Source organism: Glutamicibacter sp. BS14 (genome assembly GCF_056934375.1).
In genome coordinates this window covers 1-25,449 of record NZ_CM167801.1, presented here as the reverse complement: position 1 = coordinate 25,449, position 25,449 = coordinate 1, and the positions used below count along the sequence as shown (strand labels likewise).

Below are 25,449 nucleotides of genomic sequence, written 5' to 3'. Positions count from 1 at the left end.
CTCCAGCTTGTCAGCGGGTGATTAACGAATATGCCACGAAAGGTGAACGTTTGGTGAACAGCGCGCCGAAATCGACTAAATCACGTCATTTAGGGCCGGTGCCACCCAAAGGTGAAGCTAGTCTAAAGATGTGAACGAAGTGATCTCGACTCTTATAGCCGGCGTCCTCGGCCTGGCTCTGGGGATCGTTGGCGTCATCGCCTTCCGGCTTTCCCAGAACCGCTCCTCGAAGCTGCCGCAGGTCGACGAACCCGTGCTCCCCGAGGGAGCCGCCGCCGTCCTGTCGGTCATTGGACGCGCCTTCGTGATCCTTGATGACGTCGACGGGGTGGTCCGGGCCAACCCCGCTTCCTACGCCTACGGACTGGTGCGAGGACACACGCTCGTCCACAACGAACTGCTCTCGCTGGTGCGGCAGGTTCGCGCCGACGGCGTGATTGCCGAAAGCCAGTACGAGCTGCAACGCTCCACGCTGGGTGCCGGGCAGCTGATTGTCCATGTGCGCGTGGCACCGCTGGGCGACGAGTACATTCTCCTGCTGGCCGACGACCGTACCGAAATCACCCGTACCGAAGCGATGCGCAACGACTTCGTGGCCAACGTTTCCCACGAGCTGAAGACTCCGGTCGGCGCGATCGGCCTGCTGGCCGAGGCCATTACCGAGGCTGCCGATGACCCCAAGGCGGTACGCCGCTTCTCCACCCGGATGGACAAGGAATCGCGGCGCCTGGCCGCCCTGGTCCAGGACATTATCGAGCTCTCCCGCCTGCAGGCATCCGATGCCATCGTGCAGGGCCAGGAAGTGAATATCGACAGCGTCGTGGCCGAGGCAGTTGACCGCAGCCACCTGATTGCCGAGGAAAAGGGCATCGCCATCACCGTAGGCGGACATCTCGAGGAGCCGATCCTGGGCGATGCGGACCTGCTGATGACTGCGATCCGCAACCTGATCGATAATGCCATCCGCTACTCCCCGGAGAACACCACGGTAGGCGTGGGCATCCGGCAGCGTGATGGCTATGCGCAGATCTCGGTCACCGACCAGGGACCCGGGATTTCGGCCGAAGAGCAGGAACGCGTTTTCGAGCGCTTCTACCGCGTGGACTCCGCACGTTCGAGGCAGACCGGGGGCACCGGCCTGGGGCTGAGCATCGTCAAGCACGTGCTGGCCAACCACGGCGGCGAAGTGTCGCTGTGGTCGCAGCCGGGCCACGGATCCACATTTACCCTAAGACTTCCCCTAGCGGACGAAGAACCGGCGACCAGCAATGTGCTTGCCGGCCAGACGATGAAGGAACGAACGATCGAGACGAATGCGTCCGATCGTGAAGGAGGACGCCGATGACCCGCATATTGATCGTTGAGGACGAGGAATCGCTCTCTGACCCGCTGTCCTACCTGCTGGAACGCGAAGGTTTCGAAGTCCGGATCGCCGACGACGGTCTGAAGGCCGTGACCGAGTTCGAACGCCATGGCGCAGACCTGGTGCTGCTGGATCTGATGCTCCCGGGCCAGCCCGGAACCGAAGTGATCCGCCAGATCCGCCTGAACAGCCAGGTCCCGGTCATCATGCTCACCGCAAAGGACTCGGAGATCGATAAGGTCGTCGGCCTGGAGCTCGGCGCCGACGACTACGTCACCAAGCCGTACTCCTCCCGCGAATTGCTGGCCCGCATCCGTGCTGTGCTGCGCCGCCAGGGCGAAGGCGAAGAACTGATCAGCAATGTGGTCACCGCCGGTCCGGTGCGAATGGACGTGGAACGCCACGTGGTCTCGGTCGACAACACCGAGGTATCCATGCCGCTGAAGGAATTCGAGCTGCTGGAAATGCTGTTGCGCAACGCCGGTCGAGTGCTCACCCGAGGCCAGCTGATTGACCGCGTCTGGGGCAGCGACTACGTGGGGGACACCAAGACTTTGGATGTGCACGTCAAGCGCCTGCGCTCCAAGATCGAGGTCGACCCGGCGGTGCCCGAACGCCTGGTGACCGTGCGCGGGCTGGGCTACAAGTTCGTGGTCTAAAGCCAAAGAGCCCGGATACGGCAAGAGCCTCGGGCAGAATCTTTCGATTCTGCCAGAGGCTCTTGTTTTGTCTTGCGCGAAGCTTAGTGGCCCGAAGTGGAGTGGGTCTCTTCTGGAATCAGGTGCTCGGTAACCGACTGGTCAGCACCGCCTGGTACGAAGTCGCGGTATTCAGCCAGGGTGCCATCGACAACTGGAACGCTGAATTCCACGTTCTCACCGGCAACGGTGAAGACCGAGTCGGCGTGTTCGCCAGCTGCGATGCCCATGTTCTTGATGATCTGCTGGTTCTTGTCTTCTTCAAGCTTGATGGTGCCGTCTGCAGGAACCTGGATGGAGACAGGTGCTGCGTTGTCAGCCTTGACCGACAGGGTCAGCGCGGAATCGCCGGCGTTGACTACGGAGCCGATCAGGCGGGCTTCAGTGTCGTCGCTGTTGGTGACGAACATCAGGTTGCGGACCTTTGCGTCTGCGACATCGACGTTGACGCCATCGCTGGCGGCGTAGTCGGTGTTGGTGGCCTGCTCGTTGATGGCGCCACAGCTGGTGACACCGAATGCCAGGGCAGCCACAGCGAGGGACGCGGCAATGCGACGTCCAGCGGTCATGCGTGCGGTGATCACGACACTAACTCCTCGGTGAGAAAAATGAGTTGCTTCGGTTCGTGGTCTGCTTAATCGAATGCACCTAGGGCAGGCGCAATCGAAAATTGGACCACGATTACCTCTAAGCCTAGCTGTTTTTCACGCAAAGACGCGATTTAGCGACGTGCAACACACGCATTTCGACAAGTTGTAGACAACCGATGTGGGGAAGGGGGTTGGTGCGCAGTCGACTGCCCTACCTTCTTCATAGCATGTTTCTCTTGCAAGTGGAAGAGGCATTTCCGCGTGAATTCGCGGTTATATGGGGCACAGTCGCAGGATCCGGAATAGCAAACATGGTAGACTAGGGCGTGGGAAAGGGGTTTATCCACATGGTTTTTGAGGTTGGCGAGACTGTTGTCTACCCGCACCACGGTGCCGCGATGATCGAAGAGATCAAGATGCGCAAGATCAAGGGCGAAGAGAAAATGTATCTCAAGCTCAAGGTGGCTCAGGGCGACCTGACCATCGAGGTTCCTGCTGAGAACGTTGATCTTGTTGGCGTACGTGACGTGGTAGGTCAGGAAGGCTTGGACCATGTGTTCGATGTCCTTCGTGCTGAATTTACCGAAGAGCCGACCAACTGGTCGCGCCGCTACAAGGCAAATGTCGAGAAGCTCGCTTCCGGCGATGTCATCAAGGTTGCAGAAGTAGTCCGCGACTTGTGGCGCCGAGAAAATGACCGTGGCCTGTCGGCAGGCGAAAAGCGCATGCTGGCAAAAGCTCGCCAGGTATTGATCAGTGAATTGGCCTTGGCCAAGGATCTGGACGAGGCCAAGGCAGAAGGCCTCTTGGACGAGGTTCTGGCTTCGGCCTAGCCCCGTTCCGGTAACGCATCGCCGTGAAACGCTCCCAAGCGTTTCACGGCTTTTGGCGTTAAAGCGGCCAAGGCCGAACCGCGCGGCACGATAAGCTGGGCGCTGTGAAGCAAAGCGAAGTGCATAACTCAAGCCTGATCCTCGTGGCTGCTGGAATGGGAACCCGCCTCGGCGCTGGCCTTCCCAAAGCGATGGTCCAGGTGGCCGGAAAATCCCTGGCTGAACATGCCGTGGACCGGGCGCTGGGAATTCCGAAGATCACCGAAATCATCGTGGTTACCCCGCCGCAGGACGAACGCCTGGCCGCGGCCATGGCGCAGTACGGGGACAAGGTGCGCACCGTGCCCGGTGGCGCCAGCCGCGCCGCGTCGGTCCGTGCCGGCTTGGCTGTAGCCAGTTCCGCCGCCACCAACATTCTGGTCCATGACGCCGCCCGTGCTTTTGCCCCGGCGAAGCTGCATGAACAAGTGCTTGGCGCTCTGGCCGACGAGCAGTGCAACGCCGTCATCCCGGCGTTGAACGTCACCGACACCATCTGCGTGGTGGAGCTCGATGCCGCCGGCGAGCACGAAATCATCAAGGAAACCCCGGCACGTTCCATCCTGCGCGCGGTGCAAACCCCGCAGGGCTTTGACGCGCAGCTGTTGCGCGATGCCCATGCCCAACTGGATGGCTGCACCGAGGCAGAACTGGAGAAGGTTACCGACGACGCGTCGATCGTGCGGGCTTTCGGAGCCGAAGTCCATGTGGTGCCGGGATCGCAGCAAGCCATGAAGGTCACCTATCCCGGAGATCTCGACGCGGCAGGCAAGCTCGCGGCGAACCAGCCCGCGGCCACCCCAAGCGCAAAGGAAGAAACCATGATCCTGCCACGAGTCGGCAACGGCATCGATGTTCACGCGGTTAGCGAAGACCCGACTCGCGAAATGTGGCTGGCAGGACTGCACTTCCCGGAAGACACCGGGCTTTCGGGCCACTCCGATGGCGACGCGGTAGCGCACGCGGCCTGCGATGCGCTGTTCTCCGCGGCGGGCATTGGCGATCTGGGCACGCACTTCGGGGTGGACCGACCGGAATTCGCCGGGGCCAGCGGTGTGAGCCTGATTGCAGAAGCCGCGCGCCTGGTGCGGGAGGCGGGATTCGAAATCGGCAATGTCGCGGTGCAGTTCGTTGGCCGCCGCCCGCGCTTTGCCGCGCGCCGCGAAGAAGCCAGCAAAGTGCTGAGCGAGGCTATCGGCGCCCCAGTCAGCGTCATTGCGACCACCAGCGACGGGCTGGGCTACGAGGGGGAAGGCAAGGGCGTGACAGCCTATGCCACCGCACTGGTCTACCCGGTATCGGGCTAGGCCCCTTGGCGCAACCGCGGGGCTTCGATCATCGAGAGTGTCACAAGTGAAGTACAAAGGGTGCATCCATCGGATAACCTTAAAGGCGTGAGCCTGCGATTCTATGACACCAAAACAGCATCCGTACGCGACTTCCAGCCATTGGCGGAAGGCGAAGTCAAGCTGTACTACTGTGGCGCCACCGTGCAGGGCATGCCGCACGTGGGCCACGTCCGCAGCGCCATTGTCTTCGACCTGTTGGTGCGCTGGCTCGAATACCGCGGCTTTGCCGTCACCACCGTCCGCAACGTGACCGACATCGATGACAAGATCCTGGAGAAGTCGGCGAAATCCTTCGCCGAGGACTTCGAGGCGGATGCCCATTACAAGCCGCGCGAAGAATGGTTCGCCCTGGCGTACCGCTTCGAGCAGGAATTCGCACGGGCTTACGAGGCTCTGGGTGTCCAACGCCCGACTTACGAGCCCCGCGCGACCGGCCACATCACCGAAATGCATGAGCTGATTGCACAGCTGATCGAACGCGGCCATGCCTACCCGGCGGCCGACAGCTCCGGAGATGTCTATTTCGACGTGCGCTCCTATGAGCAGTACGGCGCACTGACCCGCCAGAAGATCGAAGATATGCAGGACGCGCCGGATTCGGATCCGCGCGGCAAGAAGGATCCACGCGACTTCGCGCTGTGGAAGGGCTACAAGGGCACCGATCCGTTGACCGCTTCCTGGCCAAGCCCCTGGGGACGCGGCCGCCCGGGCTGGCATCTTGAGTGCTCGGCGATGGCTGGCAAGTACCTGGGCAGCGAATTCGACATCCATGGCGGCGGACTGGATCTGCGCTTCCCGCACCACGAGAACGAAATGGCCCAGTCCAACGCGGCTGGCCACGGCTTTGCAAACTTCTGGATGCACAACGGCATGGTCACCTATGAGGGTGAGAAGATGTCCAAGTCCATTGGGAACACCATTTCCCCGGAAGAAATGCTCGCGCTGGCCGACGCCCGCGTGGTGCGCTACTTCCTGGGCCAGGCGCAGTACCGTTCGATGCTCGACTACCGCCCGGACTCGCTGACCGAAGCGGGGGCAGCGGTCGAACGCATCGACACCTTCATCTCCAACGCGCGCTACCGCCTGGGTGCCGTCGCCGAGTCGATCGTGGCCACCGGGGTTCCGGAAGCTTTCGGCACCGCGATGGATGATGACCTGAACGTTCCAATGGCGCTGGCCGCGCTGCATGAAACCGTGCGGCTGGGCAATGCATCCTTGGATAGCCATGACGACGCTGCCACTGCCAAGGCCTTGGGCCAGGTCTTGGCCATGACCCAGGTATTGGGCCTGGATGATGCCGGCAGCAATGAAAGCTCGAAATCTTCTGCAGAGCACGCAGCCCTGGATCAGCTGATCCAGGCCCAGTTGGCTGAACGCGCCGAAGCACGCGCTGCCAAGGACTGGGCACGCTCCGACGCCATCCGCGATGCGCTGGCATCCGCTGGCATTACCGTGGCGGACTCGGCCGATGGCGCTCGCTGGACTCTGGACAACTAGTCGCGAACACGCGCGGCACCAACGAACTCAAAACTAAAGGACATGAACCAATGAACAAAAAGGGCCCAACCAAGGGTAGTGGTGGCAAGGGACGTCGTTCCCTCGAGGGCAAGGGCCCGACCCCCAAAGCGGAGGACCGCCCGTACCACAAGGCTTACCGTGCCAAGCAGCTCTCTGAGCGCTCGGCCGCCAAGCGCAGCACCGGCCGCCGAACCGACCGCATCAAGGTTAACGCCGAATTCGTCACCGGCCGCAACTCCGTCGTTGAGGCGCTGCGCGCCGGCATCCCTGCCAAGGCGCTGCACGTTGCCATCCGCATCGACGTCGATGACCGCGTCCGCGAATCCCTGAAGCTGGCTGCCGAGCTGGGCATCCCGCTGATGGAAGCATCCAAGCCCGAGCTCGACCGCATGACCGATGACGCGATCCACCAGGGCATGGCCCTGCAGATCCCGCCATACGAATACAAGGATGCAGTCCAGCTGGCTACCAAGGCCATCAAGGACTTCGACAAGGGATACACCCGGACCCAGCCGCTGTTCCTGGCACTGGATGGCATCACCGACCCGCGTAACCTGGGTGCGATTGTCCGTTCGGCTTCGGCCTTCGGCGCAGACGGCGTGATCATTCCAGAGCGCCGCAGCGTCGGCATGACCGCTTCGGCATGGAAGACCAGCGCCGGTGCAGCTGTACGCGTACCAGTAGCCAAGTGCAGCAACCTGACCAGCGCACTGAAAGAAATCAAGGCTGCTGGCATTTTCGTGATCGGCCTCGACGCCGGTGGCGACATGGAGCTTCCGAACTTCGAATTGGCTACCGGCCCGCTGTGCATCGTGGTTGGTTCCGAAGGCAAGGGCCTGTCCCGGCTGGTCCGCGAAAACTGCGACGCCATCGTTTCGATTCCAATCGACTCGGCAATGGAATCGCTGAATGCTTCGATGGCTGTTGGCATCTCGCTCTACGAGGTATCGCGTTTGCGCGCTGGACAGTCCAAGTAGTCTCCAAGCACCGTGAAGGGGCCATAACTTGCCAAGGCAAGTTATGGCCCCTTTTCATTGGGGTGACCTGCTTCATAACAACAATTTTCCGTTGTTTTTAGCCGATATTCACCTTGGACCGCAGGGAATCCGCATGATTCCGGGGATTCTGCGCAGAAAAGCATGGAAACTGGCCGATTTTGCGTCGTGGCTGAACCCGTGTAGAGTTTTATCTCGCGCCGCTGATCCGGACAGCCTGAAAGGGCGAAACGGAAACGGCGGGGTGAACAAGACTGAAATGTCGAGTTGACAACGGTCAACTTGGTGGTAAGCTTGTAAAGTTGCTCCGGAGCGAAGCAGTCATCGAAGGATCGGTGGTTGTGGTGTCGAGAGTGTTTGTTGTTTGAGAACTCAATAGTGTGCCAAGTTTGTTGATACCGAATATTTTTATTTGGTGAATACATAACATTTGCTTGAGGCATTGCACCCCCGTGCAGTGTTCTTGAGTGTTTTATTATTCGCCAGGACTTCATTGGCTTCGCCCTTATTTTCCAAGGGGTTGCCGGTGGCTTTTTATTTTTTTATGGAGAGTTTGATCCTGGCTCAGGATGAACGCTGGCGGCGTGCTTAACACATGCAAGTCGAACGATGAAGCCCAGCTTGCTGGGTGGATTAGTGGCGAACGGGTGAGTAACACGTGAGTAACCTGCCCCCGACTCTGGGATAAGCCCGGGAAACTGGGTCTAATACCGGATATTACCTTTGACCGCATGGTTGTTGGTGGAAAGATTTATCGGTGGGGGATGGACTCGCGGCCTATCAGCTTGTTGGTGAGGTAATGGCTCACCAAGGCGACGACGGGTAGCCGGCCTGAGAGGGTGACCGGCCACACTGGGACTGAGACACGGCCCAGACTCCTACGGGAGGCAGCAGTGGGGAATATTGCACAATGGGCGAAAGCCTGATGCAGCGACGCCGCGTGAGGGATGACGGCCTTCGGGTTGTAAACCTCTTTCAGTAGGGAAGAAGCGAAAGTGACGGTACCTGCAGAAGAAGCGCCGGCTAACTACGTGCCAGCAGCCGCGGTAATACGTAGGGCGCAAGCGTTATCCGGATTTATTGGGCGTAAAGAGCTCGTAGGCGGTTTGTCGCGTCTGCCGTGAAAGTCCGAGGCTCAACCTCGGATCTGCGGTGGGTACGGGCAGACTAGAGTGATGTAGGGGAGACTGGAATTCCTGGTGTAGCGGTGAAATGCGCAGATATCAGGAGGAACACCGATGGCGAAGGCAGGTCTCTGGGCATTTACTGACGCTGAGGAGCGAAAGCATGGGGAGCGAACAGGATTAGATACCCTGGTAGTCCATGCCGTAAACGTTGGGCACTAGGTGTGGGGGACATTCCACGTTTTCCGCGCCGTAGCTAACGCATTAAGTGCCCCGCCTGGGGAGTACGGCCGCAAGGCTAAAACTCAAAGGAATTGACGGGGGCCCGCACAAGCGGCGGAGCATGCGGATTAATTCGATGCAACGCGAAGAACCTTACCAAGGCTTGACATGTGCCAGACCGCCTCAGAGATGGGGTTTCCCTTCGGGGCTGGTTCACAGGTGGTGCATGGTTGTCGTCAGCTCGTGTCGTGAGATGTTGGGTTAAGTCCCGCAACGAGCGCAACCCTCGTTCCATGTTGCCAGCACGTAAAGGTGGGGACTCATGGGAGACTGCCGGGGTCAACTCGGAGGAAGGTGGGGATGACGTCAAATCATCATGCCCCTTATGTCTTGGGCTTCACGCATGCTACAATGGCCGGTACAATGGGTTGCGATACTGTGAGGTGGAGCTAATCCCTAAAAGCCGGTCTCAGTTCGGATTGGGGTCTGCAACTCGACCCCATGAAGTCGGAGTCGCTAGTAATCGCAGATCAGCAACGCTGCGGTGAATACGTTCCCGGGCCTTGTACACACCGCCCGTCAAGTCACGAAAGTTGGTAACACCCGAAGCCGATGGCCTAACCACCTTGTGTGGGGGGAGTCGTCGAAGGTGGGACTGGCGATTGGGACTAAGTCGTAACAAGGTAGCCGTACCGGAAGGTGCGGCTGGATCACCTCCTTTCTAAGGAGCTAACCATTATTGGTTGCCCATGCTGGACACGAGTGTTGTCCGGGTGGGTTGCTCATGGGTGGAATATCAATGGACTCAATACCGGAAAACGTGCTGGCTGATGCTGGTGCGGGGTATTGGCTGTGGCCGCGTGGTGCTTGGGCATCTGCTAGTACGCATTGCAGGGGGTTTTCTTCTTGCGGTGCTGGAATGCGGTGTGTGGGTGTTGCGTGGTTTGTATGGTTTGGCATGCTGTTGGGTTTTGAGGCAACAAGCCTCCTTTCCTGGTGAATGGTTGCTGGGGTTCTTCCTGTGGGGAGGGTCCTGGTGGTGTTCGCTTGGGTGAGGGGTTCTTGGTGTTTCGGTGTTTGTCCTGTGTTTGCTGCAAGGATGTCCTGTTGGATTGATGCTGGCCTTTGGTTGGTGTTGGTTTTGGGGTGTTGTTGCGGGGGTGCGGGGTTGTTGTTTGGGAACTGTATAGTGAACGCGAGCATCTTGCAGATGAGATGAGCTGGGTAGTCCTTTTCCTTGGATTGCCTGGTGTTGGAGTCTTGTCTGCGTGATTTTGTTAGATTGTTTTATTGCTCATATCTTTTGACTTTGATGTTGTGTTGAAGTTTTTAAGGGCGCACGGTGGATGCCTTGGCATCAAGAGCCGATGAAGGACGTGGGAATCTGCGATAAGCCTGGTGGAGTCGATAACCGGACGTTGAGACCAGGATTTCCGAATGGGGGAACCCCGCACCATGTTATGTGGTGTGACCTGCAGCTGAATGTATAGGCTGTGTGGAGGGAACGCGGGGAAGTGAAACATCTCAGTACCCGCAGGAAGAGAAAACAACAGTGATTCCGTTAGTAGTGGCGAGCGAACGCGGATGGGGCTAAACCGGTTGGTGTGTGATAGCGGATAGGCGTTGCATCACCGGGGTTGTGGGGTCGGCATGTACCAGCGCTATCTTGCTGGTGGGATGAGGTGCAGGCGTATAGGTGAATCGGTTGGAATGCCGGACCATAGAGGGTGATAGTCCCGTAGGTGTAATGCGTGTCTGCCGTTCTAGTGTTGATACCCGAGTAGCACGGGGCCCGTGAAACCTTGTGTGAATCTGCCAGGACCACCTGGTAAGCCTGAATACTACTTGATGACCGATAGTGAATCAGTACCGTGAGGGAATGGTGAAAAGTACCCCGGGAGGGGAGTGAAATAGTACCTGAAACCGTGCGCTTACAATCCGTTAGAGCTGGGGACTTGTTCCCTGGTGATGGCGTGCCTTTTGAAGAATGAGCCTGCGAGTTAGTGTTACGTCGCGAGGTTAACCCGTGTGGGGAAGCCGTAGCGAAAGCGAGTCTGAATAGGGCGTTTGAGTGGCGTGATCTAGACCCGAAGCGAAGTGATCTACCCATGGCCAGGTTGAAGCGCGTGTAAGAGCGTGTGGAGGACCGAACCCACTTCAGTTGAAAATGGAGGGGATGAGCTGTGGGTAGGGGTGAAAGGCCAATCAAACTTCGTGATAGCTGGTTCTCCCCGAAATGCATTTAGGTGCAGCGTTGCGTGTTTCTTGCTGGAGGTAGAGCTACTGGATAGGCGATGGGCCCTACAAGGTTACTGACCTTAGCCAAACTCCGAATGCCGGCAAGTGAGAGCGCAGCAGTGAGACTGTGGGGGATAAGCTTCATAGTCGAGAGGGAAACAGCCCAGAACGCCAACTAAGGCCCCTAAGCGTGTGCTAAGTGGAAAAGGATGTGGAGTTGCTGTGACAACCAGGAGGTTGGCTTAGAAGCAGCCACCCTTGAAAGAGTGCGTAATAGCTCACTGGTCAAGTGATTCCGCGCCGATAATGTAGCGGGGCTCAAGCACACCGCCGAAGTTGCGTCATTCAAATATTAACCTGGTTTCGATTGGGTGTTTGGATGGGTAGGGGAGCGTCGTGTGGACGGTGAAGTCGCGGTGTAAACCAGCGGTGGAGGCCACACGAGTGAGAATGCAGGCATGAGTAGCGAATGACGGGTGAGAAACCCGTCCGCCGAATGATCAAGGGTTCCAGGGTTAAGCTAATCTGCCCTGGGTTAGTCGGGACCTAAGGCGAGGCCGACAGGCGTAGTCGATGGACAACGGGTTGATATTCCCGTACCGGCGAAGGACCGCCCATACTGAGCTGTGGATGCTAACCATGATTGACGCTAGCTGTTGGTGCCTTCGGGTATCTTGCTGGTTGATGTGGTGGGAACCGATGCAGTGAGGTCAGCGTATTAACAGGTGTGACGCAGGAAGGTAGCCGAGCCAGGCAATGGAATTGACCTGGTCCAAGGGTGTAGGAAGAGTGGTTGGCAAATCCGCCGCTCATGTTTCTGAGACCTGATAGGCGCCCCGTTTTCGGGGTGATTCGGTGATCCTATGCTGCCTAGAAAAGCATCGGCGCGAGGTCCAAGTCCGCCCGTACCCCAAACCGACACAGGTGATCAGGTAGAGAATACTAAGGCGATCGAGAGAATCATGGTTAAGGAACTCGGCAAAATGCCCCCGTAACTTCGGAAGAAGGGGGGCCTGCCCCGTGATGAGAACTTGCTTCTCTGATGCGGGTGTGGGCCGCAGAGACCAGGGGGAAGCGACTGTTTACTAAAAACACAGGTCCGTGCGAAGTCGCAAGACGATGTATACGGACTGACTCCTGCCCGGTGCTGGAAGGTTAAGAGGACTGGTTAGCAGTAATGCGAAGCTGAGAATTTAAGCCCCAGTAAACGGCGGTGGTAACTATAACCATCCTAAGGTAGCGAAATTCCTTGTCGGGTAAGTTCCGACCTGCACGAATGGAGTAACGACTTCCCCGCTGTCTCAACCATGAACTCGGCGAAATTGCAGTACGAGTAAAGATGCTCGTTACGCGCAGCAGGACGGAAAGACCCCGAGACCTTTACTATAGTTTGGTATTGGTGTTCGGTGCAGCTTGTGTAGGATAGGTGGGAGACTGTGAAGCTTGGACGCTAGTTCAGGTGGAGTCATCGTTGAAATACCACTCTGGCTGTACCGGTCACCTAACTTCGGACCATGATCTGGTTCAGGGACAGTGCCTGATGGGTAGTTTAACTGGGGCGGTTGCCTCCTAAAATGTAACGGAGGCGCCCAAAGGTTCCCTCAGCCTGGTTGGCAATCAGGTGTCGAGTGTAAGTGCACAAGGGAGCTTGACTGTGAGAGTGACAGCTCGAGCAGGGACGAAAGTCGGGACTAGTGATCCGGCGGCACCTCGTGGAAGGGCCGTCGCTCAACGGATAAAAGGTACCTCGGGGATAACAGGCTGATCTTGCCCAAGAGTCCATATCGACGGCATGGTTTGGCACCTCGATGTCGGCTCGTCGCATCCTGGGGCTGGAGTAGGTCCCAAGGGTTGGGCTGTTCGCCCATTAAAGCGGTACGCGAGCTGGGTTTAGAACGTCGTGAGACAGTTCGGTCCCTATCCGCTGCGCGCGTTGGAAATTTGAGAAGGGCTGTCCTTAGTACGAGAGGACCGGGACGGACGAACCTCTGGTGTGTCAGTTGTACTGCCAAGTGCATCGCTGATTAGCTACGTTTGGAAGGGATAACCGCTGAAAGCATCTAAGCGGGAAGCCTGCTTCGAGATGAGATTTCCATGCACCTTGAGTGTGAGAGGCCCCCAGCTAGACCACTGGGTTGATAGGCAGGATGTGGAAGCAAGGACTAAAGACTTGTGTAGCTGACCTGTACTAATAGGCCGATGACTTTCAACACACAATAAAACAATATTTGAACTGATGATTTCAATGCTGTTCGCGTTCACTATGCGGTTACGAGACAACAACCTCTAGCCAGCAAATACGGATGAGTTACAAGACTTTGTAGCACCGGAAAACATTGACCAGGAAACGTTTTGGTTTGTGTGCTTCGTGATTGTTACGGCGGTCATAGCGTGGGGGAAACGCCCGGTCCCATACCGAACCCGGAAGCTAAGGCCCACTGCGCCGATGGTACTGCACTCGTGAGGGTGTGGGAGAGTAGGTCACCGCCGGACTTAACTTGAGTAGATGGTTTGAGGCCCTGGTACCGTTTGGTGCCGGGGCCTCACCTGTTTAACGGGAAGGGGAGGGGGAATTGGGCAGCTGGTGCAGCCTGGTTCCCCCTCCCCTCCTGCTTTAACGACCAGTGCGTCCAGGGTATTTGTGTTGGCCAAGGTTGCCGGCTGGCTCAGTTGCTTGCACCGGATGACGAGGGCCAGGTTACCCGAGAATTATTCACTGGAGTTCTTATCCAAATTGAAGATCAGGTTGTCGGCCCAGCCAGCCTTGCTGAGCCATATTTGTTCCCTGACGGGTATCGACTAAAAATGCCAGCTGGTCGACTGCGTAATTTGAGTTTCAGGCACCAAGGCGACAGCTCCGTTTCGGAAGACGATTCCCGCAGTTGCACCACATTCACCTGCCGGCGTGCAATGGTGAGAGCAACTGGCAACCACAGGTCTCGGCGTAAGGGGATTCGACCGACCAAGGGAACCAAGACTGCGAGAATTCACCGGGTCAGGCCAATGAACGTCATTGTGGACCTCGTCTTGGAAAGCCTTGAAAGCAATAGATACTGTCATCCACCGCCCGAAGACACCGGCATCATGTTTCTGAAGACGCGGACGCTAACGGACAGCAGATGCTTTGACTTCCGGTGGACAACATGACGGACACAGGCGGGCGTGGCTGCTGACCACTGACGTGCAGCACTTTGAAGCCAGCCGTATCGGAATCCTGCCTCGATATCGAGGGATTGCGCAAGCACATTTAAGCATTCTCAAGGTCGTTGGTGAGGATCGCGCAGCATGATCCTTCAATTGGATTCACGAGTATCTGACTGCATTGCATGCCGGGATGTGTACTTCTATCTACAGCTCGCGAGTGGTCGAAATTCCAGAATGCCCATCACGCTGTCCCGAGATACCCGTTGGAAGAATTGCCATCCGGTATCTCAGCTTCTTTTCACCACGAGTCTGAGGTACCGGACTATCTTGTCTTTTTCCCCGCTCCAAGATGCGTGTGACTGCGATTACATGGATGTCGGGGTTGAAGCACACCATGAAAAGTGAGCGGCAAACCTCTGATGCAGTTAGGAATCTCGGAGGAGCAGCATGCGTACTAGCCAGACAAGTCAAAACTTGAAACGTGGTTTAAGCACACGGCACATCAGGTTTATCGCTCTAGGGTCTGCTATTGGCACAGGCTTGTTCTATGGTTCCGCAAGCGCCATTCAAATGGCTGGGCCAGCGGTGCTGTTGGCATACATACTCGGTGGGGCAGTGGTGTTCATGGTGATGCGTGCGTTGGGAGAAATGGCAGTCCGCAATCCGACCTCCGGCTCATTCGGAAGCTATGCCACTGAATTCGTTGGACGCTTTGCTGGCTTTGCAACCGGGTGGACCTACACGTTTGAAATGTTTGTGGTGGCCCTGGCTGACGTGACAGCTTTTGGCGTATATATGGGTTTCTGGTTTCCCAACGTCGAACGATGGATCTGGATCCTGGCAGTTGTTTTCTTCATTGCTGCCGTGAACCTGCTCTCGGTCAAAGTCTTCGGGGAACTGGAATTTTGGTTCTCCTTGATCAAGGTCGTCGCTATCATGGCAATGATCGCTGGTGGCGTTCTCGTAATCGTCTTCGGGTTGGGCAACCAAAGCGAAGGAGCTGCAGGTCTATCCAATCTCTTTGCTGGCGACGGTTTCATGCCGCATGGTGTCTGGGGCATTCTCGCTTCCCTGACGATTGTCATGTTTGCCTTCGGCGGCACCGAAGTGATCGGCATTACCGCTGGCGAAGCGCAAAACCCGCGTAAAGTCATTCCGCAGGCAATTAACTCTGTACCAGTGCGCATCTTGCTGTTCTACGTACTGACGCTCAGCGTCATCATGTGCATTCAGCCGTGGAACACGATTGACGGTAGTGAAAGTCCATGCGTTTCGATCTTCTCCAGCATCGGCTTCTCGTCAGCAGCAAATGTCCTGAACTTCATCGTCATCACTGCGGCACTCTCAGCAATCAACGCAGACATCTTCGGCGCGGGACGCATGATTCACGGTATGGCCAAACAAGGCCAGGCACCACAGGTATTCACGAAGACCACGGCTAACGGGGTCCCATGGGTGACTTCACTATCGATGATCGGCGCATTGCTGATTGGCGTAGTGCTGAACATATGGTTCGAAGATGAGATCTTCTTCCTCATTGCTGCATTGGCTACTTTCGCCACCGTCGTTGTTTGGTCGATGATCCTGATCTCTCATATTCGGATGAAGCACCGGATAGACAGAGATAATCTTGAACCTTCTGCATTCCCAGTTCCGCTTTGGCCAGTGGGTAGCTACTTGGCGCTGGCCTTCATGATCTTCGTGATCATCTTAATCGGCATTATTCCTGATACGCGTAGTGCACTCATTATCGGTCTAATCTGGGTGGCAATCCTGGGCGTCTGTTATCGACTATTCGTCAGGGGAAAAGCTCTTCCAGCAGAAATCCAAGCAGCACAATCGAAAGAAAATGCAGCAGCTGAACGGTCCTAGCCCGATAAATAATAGGGCAATGACGTATGCCGGCCCCGGACTGGCTGGCCATGAGGGCGCAAACGCAGTGTTGAACCGAGCTACTAGTAAATTGCCAAGTCATCAAGTTCGGCAAAGACCTTCAAAAGCCGTAGTCTCAGGTAATCACTTGCACGCAACGATCCGTGGAGATAAAGATGGCCGCTACCCATGCCGGATTTCTAGATGCCCTCAGCGCGGCATTACCAGAGAATGCCATAGAATCATCGGGCCCGCTGCTTCGAGAAAACTCTAGAGACTTCGGGCAGTTGTCGGGGGATCCCATTGAACCGCTGGCCGTGGTTTTCGCCAGTTCCGTAGCGGATGTACAACACGTTCTACGCTTGGCTGGCGAATACAGGGTACCGGTCATCAGCCGCGGCGCCGGCACAGGTGTTTCTGGCGGTGTGCACGTACTAGGTGATGCCATCGTCTTGAACTTGAGCAAGATGAATAGAATCCTAGAGATCCGCCCGGAAGATGAAGTCGCTGTGGTTGAACCTGGCGTCATCAATCATCAGCTGAACGAAGCCGTTTCCGAATTCGGCCTCATGTACGCCCCGGATCCTGCTAGCTACAAGATGTCTACGATTGGCGGCAACATCGCAACCAACGCGGGAGGCCTGCGGTGCGCGAAGTATGGCGTGACTCGAGAAGCAGTGCTCTCCCTAGACGTCGTATTGGCTGACGGCCGACTAATCCGCGTTGGCAAGAATACGTTCAAGGGTGTAGCAGGGTATGATCTCGCCGCACTTTTCACAGGGTCCGAGGGCACGCTGGGCGTTGTCGTTCGCGCAGTTCTCCGATTGCGCTATCTCCCGGTAGACGAACGAGACATAGCTCTATTGTTCCCCAGCCTGGAGGAAGCAGTCGAGGGCGTTCAACTGATTGCCAAAGCCAGAATTCAGCCTGCCATTTTGGAACTCATCGATCATTCGACTCTGCTCATTCTTGATGAACAGTACTCGACGAATTACGCAGGTCTCGGCGGTGCCATGCTCTTGGCTCGACTGGATGGCTACGGCGCCGAGCGTGAAGAAGCCGCTCTCCGCAGTGTTTTCGCAGAACGCAATGCCCAGCTAAGCAATTCGGCAGATCCGAGTGCTATGCAACTGATCGAAATGCGCCGAACCAGCCGGGGTGATACTAAAGACGATGCTTACCGGACTGGAGAGGATGTCGCCATTCCGAAAAGCAAGATGCTTGAATACGTGCACCGCGTTCAACGGGCTGCGCGGGAGGAAAACGTAAACATGCGGATGATTTCGCATGTAGGGGATGGCAATCTGCATCCGACGTTTTCTGTAGAACCGGAAGACGGCAACGAGCCACTAGCGAGGCTTGACCGTGCAGTTGAAAGCTCCGTACGTATTGCACTGGAACTAGGCGGCACAATTACTGGCGAACACGGTGTCGGGTTGATCAAAAAAGATTGGTTGCAATGGGAACAAGCAACAGAAGTGATCGAACTCCAACAGCAGATCAAGAACCTTTTGGACCCGTTGAATATCTTGAATCCTGGGAAAGCTATCTAATGGTCTTAAGCTGCGAGGCCCGGCTAAGGACTTGGCGGCAAAGAAAAGAGTAGCTATGCCGGGCATTGATGAGAATTCTGCAGGGTGTATAGTGAAATGGTTGTAACCACGGGATATAGCGCAGCTTGGTAGCGCGCGTCGTTCGGGACGACGAGGTCGCAGGTTCGAATCCTGTTATCCCGACACACAGCTAAGGGGGAACTTCGGTTCCCTCTTTTGCATTAAGCAGTCGTCTCAGCACGCAGTGACAGGTCAAGTGGACCTGCCTCCTTCGGCGGCAATTTATCGGCTGACGTGTAGCGAAGCTCAGGTCTGTTACAGGCATTTCAATAAACGAGCTGCAGATCACTCGAGGATATTGCCCCAGGATGTGCGATCCGTGAATTTTTTAGGTATAGTTATATCTCGTGCTAAGGCGTTCAGCGCAGATCAGCTTCGGCTGCTGAAGCAAATGAATAGCAAGTCACATTGGGATATGGTGTAATTGGCAACACAACGGTTTCTGGTTCCGTCATTCTAGGTTCGAGTCCTGGTATCCCAGCGCTTCACCAAAGAGATTTGGTGAGCTGAAGATTTATCTTCAGCATACGGCCCCATCGTATAGCGGCCTAGTACTCCGCCCTCTCACGGCGGCAACACGGGTTCGAATCCCGTTGGGGTCACCAAAGCAAAAATCGCGAAACTTATGTTTCGCGATTTTTTTATGCCCAAAAACCGAGGATTCTACGGAACCGACAGCGGCTTCCGCTGCAACCTCCTTAAGCAGGGTAATCCGTCAGTAATGTAACGGCGCAGAGTTGCAGGTCTGGCGCGGGTGAGGGGAAACTGCCCGTTGAGCCCGTTGAGCCCGTTGAGCCCGTTGAGCCCGTTGAGCCCGTTGAGCCCGTTGAGCCCGTTGAGCCCGTTGAGCCCGTTGAGCCCGTTGAGCCCGTTGAGCCCGTTGAGCCCGTTGAGCCCGTTGAGCCCGTTGAGCCCGTTGAGCCCGTTGAGCCCGTTGAGCCCGTTGAGCCCGTTGAGCCCGTTGAGCCCGTTGAGCCCGTTGAGCCCGTTGAGCCCGTTGAGCCCGTTGAGCCCGTTGAGCCCGTTGAGCCGCAGGGCATAACAACTCATTGCCGCCATCCTGACTATTGGACGCTGCCACGAAAATGCCCGACTCATACATCGCTGGAAGCTCATGAGCTTCAATCTGAGCATGCTGTGCAAGGTGACCCATATGGATAACTAAGAACCGCCCTGATTAAGTTTCAATTTTCTATTCGCCGATCCTGGGATGTTTATGCTTGATCCATGAGTGGCAGAGCCAAAGCATTTAGCGATGAAGGCGCACAGGATCCATCGCGCCCAAAACAGTATCGGGAACGAAAGAGAGCTCTCTACTTCCTGGGCATAGGAGGATTCTGCTTCCTCCTGACCTTGGCAGTGAATTACGGATTGAAGTTCACGATTCTGGGGGCGCATCCAACTTCAGCTTTTCTTATCGCTAATGCAGCGGCCACGGTAGTTTCCTACTACCTCTCGCGACGGTTTACCTTTGGGGATGTCGTCCATGGCCTCAAACGTATCCAGTTCATCAAATTCGTCGGCATGTCTACGGTAGCTATTGGAATTACTGCGGCGCCGGTTTATGTATCCCGTTGGATCTTTGGAATCACGGAACCACACGTTTCTTTTATCGTCCAGGAGATCGCCGACTTTATCGCCGGACCAATTATCGGGACGTTATTTGGGATGATCTTCCGATGGTGGGCAATGAAGAAGTTCGTCTTCCTGGATACGCTCCATAAACGTACAGAGATCCTGTAAACCGCAGGAGCAAAGCAGTCGCGATTCCGCTGCAGATTTGTTTAACTGTCAGGGCGTCAGAGTACGCCCGCGGATTATGCCACCACAGTGTAACCACGATCACTGTCAAAAGTGCCCTGCCGATTTGCGGAGCCCTGAAAACCTGTGTATAGTTTTTATCTGTTGCCGGAACGGAAACAACACGGAATCTACCGATTGTTTACCCGGCAGCCAATCACTTTTCACTGAAGGTTTTCCGCCGATTTTGATCGGATCAGGAAGTCTGGTAAGTTGGAAAAGTTGCTCCGGAGCGAAGCAGTCATCGAAGGATTGGTGGTTGTGGTGTCGAGAGTGTTTGTTGTTTGAGAACTCAATAGTGTGCCAAGTTTGTTGATACCGAATATTTTTATTTGGTGAATACATAACATTTGCTTGAGGCATTGCACCCCCGTGCAGTGTTCTTGAGTGTTTTATTATTCGCCAGGACTTCATTGGCTTCGCCCTTATTTTCCAAGGGGTTGCCGGTGGCTTTTTATTTTTTTATGGAGAGTTTGATCCTGGCTCAGGATGAACGCTGGCGGCGTGCTTAACACATGCAAGTCGAACGATGAAGCCCAGCTTGCTGGGTGGATTAGTGGCGAACGGGTGAGTAACACGTGAGTAACCTGCCCCCGACTCTGGGATAAGCCCGGGAAACTGGGTCTAATACCGGATATTACCTTTGACCGCATGGTTGTTGGTGGAAAGATTTATCGGTGGGGGATGGACTCGCGGCCTATCAGCTTGTTGGTGAGGTAATGGCTCACCAAGGCGACGACGGGTAGCCGGCCTGAGAGGGTGACCGGCCACACTGGGACTGAGACACGGCCCAGACTCCTACGGGAGGCAGCAGTGGGGAATATTGCACAATGGGCGAAAGCCTGATGCAGCGACGCCGCGTGAGGGATGACGGCCTTCGGGTTGTAAACCTCTTTCAGTAGGGAAGAAGCGAAAGTGACGGTACCTGCAGAAGAAGCGCCGGCTAACTACGTGCCAGCAGCCGCGGTAATACGTAGGGCGCAAGCGTTATCCGGATTTATTGGGCGTAAAGAGCTCGTAGGCGGTTTGTCGCGTCTGCCGTGAAAGTCCGAGGCTCAACCTCGGATCTGCGGTGGGTACGGGCAGACTAGAGTGATGTAGGGGAGACTGGAATTCCTGGTGTAGCGGTGAAATGCGCAGATATCAGGAGGAACACCGATGGCGAAGGCAGGTCTCTGGGCATTTACTGACGCTGAGGAGCGAAAGCATGGGGAGCGAACAGGATTAGATACCCTGGTAGTCCATGCCGTAAACGTTGGGCACTAGGTGTGGGGGACATTCCACGTTTTCCGCGCCGTAGCTAACGCATTAAGTGCCCCGCCTGGGGAGTACGGCCGCAAGGCTAAAACTCAAAGGAATTGACGGGGGCCCGCACAAGCGGCGGAGCATGCGGATTAATTCGATGCAACGCGAAGAACCTTACCAAGGCTTGACATGTGCCAGACCGCCTCAGAGATGGGGTTTCCCTTCGGGGCTGGTTCACAGGTGGTGCATGGTTGTCGTCAGCTCGTGTCGTGAGATGTTGGGTTAAGTCCCGCAACGAGCGCAACCCTCGTTCCATGTTGCCAGCACGTAAAGGTGGGGACTCATGGGAGACTGCCGGGGTCAACTCGGAGGAAGGTGGGGATGACGTCAAATCATCATGCCCCTTATGTCTTGGGCTTCACGCATGCTACAATGGCCGGTACAATGGGTTGCGATACTGTGAGGTGGAGCTAATCCCTAAAAGCCGGTCTCAGTTCGGATTGGGGTCTGCAACTCGACCCCATGAAGTCGGAGTCGCTAGTAATCGCAGATCAGCAACGCTGCGGTGAATACGTTCCCGGGCCTTGTACACACCGCCCGTCAAGTCACGAAAGTTGGTAACACCCGAAGCCGATGGCCTAACCACCTTGTGTGGGGGGAGTCGTCGAAGGTGGGACTGGCGATTGGGACTAAGTCGTAACAAGGTAGCCGTACCGGAAGGTGCGGCTGGATCACCTCCTTTCTAAGGAGCTAACCATTATTGGTTGCCCATGCTGGACACGAGTGTTGTCCGGGTGGGTTGCTCATGGGTGGAATATCAATGGACTCAATACCGGAAAACGTGCTGGCTGATGCTGGTGCGGGGTATTGGCTGTGGCCGCGTGGTGCTTGGGCATCTGCTAGTACGCATTGCAGGGGGTTTTCTTCTTGCGGTGCTGGAATGCGGTGTGTGGGTGTTGCGTGGTTTGTATGGTTTGGCATGCTGTTGGGTTTTGAGGCAACAAGCCTCCTTTCCTGGTGAATGGTTGCTGGGGTTCTTCCTGTGGGGAGGGTCCTGGTGGTGTTCGCTTGGGTGAGGGGTTCTTGGTGTTTCGGTGTTTGTCCTGTGTTTGCTGCAAGGATGTCCTGTTGGATTGATGCTGGCCTTTGGTTGGTGTTGGTTTTGGGGTGTTGTTGCGGGGGTGCGGGGTTGTTGTTTGGGAACTGTATAGTGAACGCGAGCATCTTGCAGATGAGATGAGCTGGGTAGTCCTTTTCCTTGGATTGCCTGGTGTTGGAGTCTTGTCTGCGTGATTTTGTTAGATTGTTTTATTGCTCATATCTTTTGACTTTGATGTTGTGTTGAAGTTTTTAAGGGCGCACGGTGGATGCCTTGGCATCAAGAGCCGATGAAGGACGTGGGAATCTGCGATAAGCCTGGTGGAGTCGATAACCGGACGTTGAGACCAGGATTTCCGAATGGGGGAACCCCGCACCATGTTATGTGGTGTGACCTGCAGCTGAATGTATAGGCTGTGTGGAGGGAACGCGGGGAAGTGAAACATCTCAGTACCCGCAGGAAGAGAAAACAACAGTGATTCCGTTAGTAGTGGCGAGCGAACGCGGATGGGGCTAAACCGGTTGGTGTGTGATAGCGGATAGGCGTTGCATCACCGGGGTTGTGGGGTCGGCATGTACCAGCGCTATCTTGCTGGTGGGATGAGGTGCAGGCGTATAGGTGAATCGGTTGGAATGCCGGACCATAGAGGGTGATAGTCCCGTAGGTGTAATGCGTGTCTGCCGTTCTAGTGTTGATACCCGAGTAGCACGGGGCCCGTGAAACCTTGTGTGAATCTGCCAGGACCACCTGGTAAGCCTGAATACTACTTGATGACCGATAGTGAATCAGTACCGTGAGGGAATGGTGAAAAGTACCCCGGGAGGGGAGTGAAATAGTACCTGAAACCGTGCGCTTACAATCCGTTAGAGCTGGGGACTTGTTCCCTGGTGATGGCGTGCCTTTTGAAGAATGAGCCTGCGAGTTAGTGTTACGTCGCGAGGTTAACCCGTGTGGGGAAGCCGTAGCGAAAGCGAGTCTGAATAGGGCGTTTGAGTGGCGTGATCTAGACCCGAAGCGAAGTGATCTACCCATGGCCAGGTTGAAGCGCGTGTAAGAGCGTGTGGAGGACCGAACCCACTTCAGTTGAAAATGGAGGGGATGAGCTGTGGGTAGGGGTGAAAGGCCAATCAAACTTCGTGATAGCTGGTTCTCCCCGAAATGCATTTAGGTGCAGCGTTGCGTGTTTCTTGCTGGAGGTAGAGCTACTGGATAGGCGATGGGCCCTACAAGGTTACTGACCTTAGCCAAACTCCGAATGCCGGCAAGTGAGAGCGCAGCAGTGAGACTGTGGGGGATAAGCTTCATAGTCGAGAGGGAAACAGCCCAGAACGCCAACTAAGGCCCCTAAGCGTGTGCTAAGTGGAAAAGGATGTGGAGTTGCTGTGACAACCAGGAGGTTGGCTTAGAAGCAGCCACCCTTGAAAGAGTGCGTAATAGCTCACTGGTCAAGTGATTCCGCGCCGATAATGTAGCGGGGCTCAAGCACACCGCCGAAGTTGCGTCATTCAAATATTAACCTGGTTTCGATTGGGTGTTTGGATGGGTAGGGGAGCGTCGTGTGGACGGTGAAGTCGCGGTGTAAACCAGCGGTGGAGGCCACACGAGTGAGAATGCAGGCATGAGTAGCGAATGACGGGTGAGAAACCCGTCCGCCGAATGATCAAGGGTTCCAGGGTTAAGCTAATCTGCCCTGGGTTAGTCGGGACCTAAGGCGAGGCCGACAGGCGTAGTCGATGGACAACGGGTTGATATTCCCGTACCGGCGAAGGACCGCCCATACTGAGCTGTGGATGCTAACCATGATTGACGCTAGCTGTTGGTGCCTTCGGGTATCTTGCTGGTTGATGTGGTGGGAACCGATGCAGTGAGGTCAGCGTATTAACAGGTGTGACGCAGGAAGGTAGCCGAGCCAGGCAATGGAATTGACCTGGTCCAAGGGTGTAGGAAGAGTGGTTGGCAAATCCGCCGCTCATGTTTCTGAGACCTGATAGGCGCCCCGTTTTCGGGGTGATTCGGTGATCCTATGCTGCCTAGAAAAGCATCGGCGCGAGGTCCAAGTCCGCCCGTACCCCAAACCGACACAGGTGATCAGGTAGAGAATACTAAGGCGATCGAGAGAATCATGGTTAAGGAACTCGGCAAAATGCCCCCGTAACTTCGGAAGAAGGGGGGCCTGCCCCGTGATGAGAACTTGCTTCTCTGATGCGGGTGTGGGCCGCAGAGACCAGGGGGAAGCGACTGTTTACTAAAAACACAGGTCCGTGCGAAGTCGCAAGACGATGTATACGGACTGACTCCTGCCCGGTGCTGGAAGGTTAAGAGGACTGGTTAGCAGTAATGCGAAGCTGAGAATTTAAGCCCCAGTAAACGGCGGTGGTAACTATAACCATCCTAAGGTAGCGAAATTCCTTGTCGGGTAAGTTCCGACCTGCACGAATGGAGTAACGACTTCCCCGCTGTCTCAACCATGAACTCGGCGAAATTGCAGTACGAGTAAAGATGCTCGTTACGCGCAGCAGGACGGAAAGACCCCGAGACCTTTACTATAGTTTGGTATTGGTGTTCGGTGCAGCTTGTGTAGGATAGGTGGGAGACTGTGAAGCTTGGACGCTAGTTCAGGTGGAGTCATCGTTGAAATACCACTCTGGCTGTACCGGTCACCTAACTTCGGACCATGATCTGGTTCAGGGACAGTGCCTGATGGGTAGTTTAACTGGGGCGGTTGCCTCCTAAAATGTAACGGAGGCGCCCAAAGGTTCCCTCAGCCTGGTTGGCAATCAGGTGTCGAGTGTAAGTGCACAAGGGAGCTTGACTGTGAGAGTGACAGCTCGAGCAGGGACGAAAGTCGGGACTAGTGATCCGGCGGCACCTCGTGGAAGGGCCGTCGCTCAACGGATAAAAGGTACCTCGGGGATAACAGGCTGATCTTGCCCAAGAGTCCATATCGACGGCATGGTTTGGCACCTCGATGTCGGCTCGTCGCATCCTGGGGCTGGAGTAGGTCCCAAGGGTTGGGCTGTTCGCCCATTAAAGCGGTACGCGAGCTGGGTTTAGAACGTCGTGAGACAGTTCGGTCCCTATCCGCTGCGCGCGTTGGAAATTTGAGAAGGGCTGTCCTTAGTACGAGAGGACCGGGACGGACGAACCTCTGGTGTGTCAGTTGTACTGCCAAGTGCATCGCTGATTAGCTACGTTTGGAAGGGATAACCGCTGAAAGCATCTAAGCGGGAAGCCTGCTTCGAGATGAGATTTCCATGCACCTTGAGTGTGAGAGGCCCCCAGCTAGACCACTGGGTTGATAGGCAGGATGTGGAAGCAAGGACTAAAGACTTGTGTAGCTGACCTGTACTAATAGGCCGATGACTTTCAACACACAATAAAACAATATTTGAACTGATGATTTCAATGCTGTTCGCGTTCACTATGCGGTTACGAGACAACAACCTCTAACCAGCAAATACGGATACAAGACTTTGTAGCACCGGAAAACATTGACCAGGAAACGTTTTGGTTTGTGTGCTTCGTGATTGTTACGGCGGTCATAGCGTGGGGGAAACGCCCGGTCCCATACCGAACCCGGAAGCTAAGGCCCACTGCGCCGATGGTACTGCACTCGTGAGGGTGTGGGAGAGTAGGTCACCGCCGGACTTAACTTGAGTAGATGGTTTGAGGCCCTGGTACCGTTTGGTGCCGGGGCCTCACCTGTT

Annotated in this window: 12 protein-coding genes, 3 tRNA genes and 6 rRNA genes; 19 read left to right on the top strand and 2 right to left on the bottom strand. The window is 55.9% G+C overall.

The window, feature by feature from the left end:
- The first annotated feature begins 130 nt into the window (after window positions 1-130).
- Window positions 131-1,345: a sensor histidine kinase gene (locus AC1Z36_RS00105; RefSeq protein ID WP_388024205.1), complete on the top strand. Its 1,215-nt coding sequence runs from the start codon at window positions 131-133 to the stop codon at window positions 1,343-1,345.
- Window positions 1,342-2,022 (top strand): response regulator transcription factor, encoded by a 681-nt coding sequence (locus AC1Z36_RS00100; protein WP_105658784.1) that lies wholly within the window; start codon window positions 1,342-1,344, stop codon window positions 2,020-2,022. The genes AC1Z36_RS00105 and AC1Z36_RS00100 overlap by 4 nt, the downstream gene beginning before the upstream one ends.
- An 83-nt stretch (window positions 2,023-2,105) precedes the next feature.
- Here AC1Z36_RS00100 and AC1Z36_RS00095 read toward each other — a convergent pair whose 3' ends face one another.
- Window positions 2,106-2,645, bottom strand: a complete 540-nt coding sequence (locus tag AC1Z36_RS00095) for a hypothetical protein (protein ID WP_105658783.1) — start codon at window positions 2,643-2,645, stop codon at window positions 2,106-2,108.
- A gap of 353 nt (window positions 2,646-2,998) precedes the next feature.
- On the opposite strand from AC1Z36_RS00095, the gene AC1Z36_RS00090 reads away from it, so the two are divergent.
- From AC1Z36_RS00090 to AC1Z36_RS00030, 13 genes are all read left to right on the top strand, one after another.
- Complete coding sequence (locus tag AC1Z36_RS00090) at window positions 2,999-3,484, top strand: CarD family transcriptional regulator (protein WP_038993823.1); 486 nt, start codon at window positions 2,999-3,001, stop codon at window positions 3,482-3,484.
- Between the two features lie 119 nt (window positions 3,485-3,603).
- Window positions 3,604-4,830, top strand: coding sequence for a 2-C-methyl-D-erythritol 4-phosphate cytidylyltransferase (gene ispD, locus AC1Z36_RS00085; protein WP_402741803.1), 1,227 nt, complete (start codon window positions 3,604-3,606; stop codon window positions 4,828-4,830).
- Window positions 4,831-4,917: 87 nt separating this feature from the next.
- Window positions 4,918-6,369, top strand: coding sequence for a cysteine--tRNA ligase (gene cysS / locus AC1Z36_RS00080; RefSeq protein WP_483561556.1), 1,452 nt, complete (start codon window positions 4,918-4,920; stop codon window positions 6,367-6,369).
- 50 nt (window positions 6,370-6,419) lie between these two features.
- A complete protein-coding gene (rlmB, locus tag AC1Z36_RS00075; RefSeq protein WP_105658780.1) occupies window positions 6,420-7,367 on the top strand; it encodes a 23S rRNA (guanosine(2251)-2'-O)-methyltransferase RlmB in 948 nt (315 codons plus the stop codon).
- Between the two features lie 43 nt (window positions 7,368-7,410).
- On the top strand, window positions 7,411-7,656 hold the full coding sequence (locus tag AC1Z36_RS00070) for a hypothetical protein (RefSeq protein WP_133835060.1): 246 nt from the start codon (window positions 7,411-7,413) through the stop codon (window positions 7,654-7,656).
- A 270-nt stretch (window positions 7,657-7,926) separates the two neighbouring features.
- A 16S ribosomal RNA gene (locus AC1Z36_RS00065) occupies window positions 7,927-9,452 on the top strand.
- Window positions 9,453-10,050: 598 nt separating this feature from the next.
- Window positions 10,051-13,182: ribosomal RNA gene (locus AC1Z36_RS00060) — 23S ribosomal RNA — on the top strand.
- A 163-nt stretch (window positions 13,183-13,345) separates the two neighbouring features.
- A 5S ribosomal RNA gene (rrf, locus tag AC1Z36_RS00055) occupies window positions 13,346-13,462 on the top strand.
- Together the 16S, 23S and 5S rRNA genes form the textbook arrangement of a ribosomal RNA operon.
- A gap of 1,098 nt (window positions 13,463-14,560) precedes the next feature.
- Window positions 14,561-15,985 (top strand): amino acid permease, encoded by a 1,425-nt coding sequence (locus AC1Z36_RS00050; RefSeq protein WP_483561555.1) that lies wholly within the window; start codon window positions 14,561-14,563, stop codon window positions 15,983-15,985.
- 176 nt (window positions 15,986-16,161) lie between these two features.
- Window positions 16,162-17,538, top strand: a complete 1,377-nt coding sequence (locus tag AC1Z36_RS00045) for an FAD-binding oxidoreductase (protein WP_402741996.1) — start codon at window positions 16,162-16,164, stop codon at window positions 17,536-17,538.
- A 109-nt stretch (window positions 17,539-17,647) separates the two neighbouring features.
- A tRNA-Pro gene (locus tag AC1Z36_RS00040) sits at window positions 17,648-17,721 on the top strand.
- A gap of 286 nt (window positions 17,722-18,007) precedes the next feature.
- Window positions 18,008-18,079 (top strand) — tRNA-Gln (locus tag AC1Z36_RS00035).
- Between the two features lie 48 nt (window positions 18,080-18,127).
- Window positions 18,128-18,203, top strand: a tRNA-Glu gene (locus AC1Z36_RS00030).
- A gap of 58 nt (window positions 18,204-18,261) precedes the next feature.
- On the opposite strand, the gene AC1Z36_RS00025 is transcribed toward AC1Z36_RS00030, so the two are convergent.
- Window positions 18,262-18,648 (bottom strand): hypothetical protein, encoded by a 387-nt coding sequence (locus AC1Z36_RS00025; protein WP_483561554.1) that lies wholly within the window; start codon window positions 18,646-18,648, stop codon window positions 18,262-18,264.
- A gap of 177 nt (window positions 18,649-18,825) precedes the next feature.
- On the opposite strand from AC1Z36_RS00025, the gene AC1Z36_RS00020 reads away from it, so the two are divergent.
- The 4 genes from AC1Z36_RS00020 (at window position 18,826) to rrf (AC1Z36_RS00005) (ending at window position 25,390) form a co-directional block, all read left to right on the top strand.
- Window positions 18,826-19,341: a GtrA family protein gene (locus AC1Z36_RS00020; protein ID WP_105659209.1), complete on the top strand. Its 516-nt coding sequence runs from the start codon at window positions 18,826-18,828 to the stop codon at window positions 19,339-19,341.
- Between the two features lie 518 nt (window positions 19,342-19,859).
- Window positions 19,860-21,385: ribosomal RNA gene (locus AC1Z36_RS00015) — 16S ribosomal RNA — on the top strand.
- A 598-nt stretch (window positions 21,386-21,983) separates the two neighbouring features.
- A 23S ribosomal RNA gene (locus AC1Z36_RS00010) occupies window positions 21,984-25,115 on the top strand.
- 158 nt (window positions 25,116-25,273) lie between these two features.
- Window positions 25,274-25,390, top strand: a 5S ribosomal RNA gene (gene rrf, locus AC1Z36_RS00005).
- Window positions 25,391-25,449: the final 59 nt, after the last annotated feature.

What these genes read in the sequence shown, in the direction of transcription:
- AC1Z36_RS00045 (WP_402741996.1), top strand. Translation starts at nt 16,162, where the DNA reads ATGGCCGCTACCCATGCCGGATTTCTAGATGCCCTCAGCGCGGCATTA.
- AC1Z36_RS00050 (WP_483561555.1), top strand. Translation starts at nt 14,561, where the DNA reads ATGCGTACTAGCCAGACAAGTCAAAACTTGAAACGTGGTTTAAGCACA.
- rlmB (WP_105658780.1), top strand. Translation starts at nt 6,420, where the DNA reads ATGAACAAAAAGGGCCCAACCAAGGGTAGTGGTGGCAAGGGACGTCGT.
- AC1Z36_RS00100 (WP_105658784.1), top strand. Translation starts at nt 1,342, where the DNA reads ATGACCCGCATATTGATCGTTGAGGACGAGGAATCGCTCTCTGACCCG.
- AC1Z36_RS00090 (WP_038993823.1), top strand. Translation starts at nt 2,999, where the DNA reads ATGGTTTTTGAGGTTGGCGAGACTGTTGTCTACCCGCACCACGGTGCC.
- AC1Z36_RS00070 (WP_133835060.1), top strand. Translation starts at nt 7,411, where the DNA reads ATGGCCCCTTTTCATTGGGGTGACCTGCTTCATAACAACAATTTTCCG.
- AC1Z36_RS00020 (WP_105659209.1), top strand. Translation starts at nt 18,826, where the DNA reads ATGAGTGGCAGAGCCAAAGCATTTAGCGATGAAGGCGCACAGGATCCA.
- AC1Z36_RS00025 (WP_483561554.1), bottom strand. Translation starts at nt 18,648, where the DNA reads ATGAGTTGTTATGCCCTGCGGCTCAACGGGCTCAACGGGCTCAACGGG.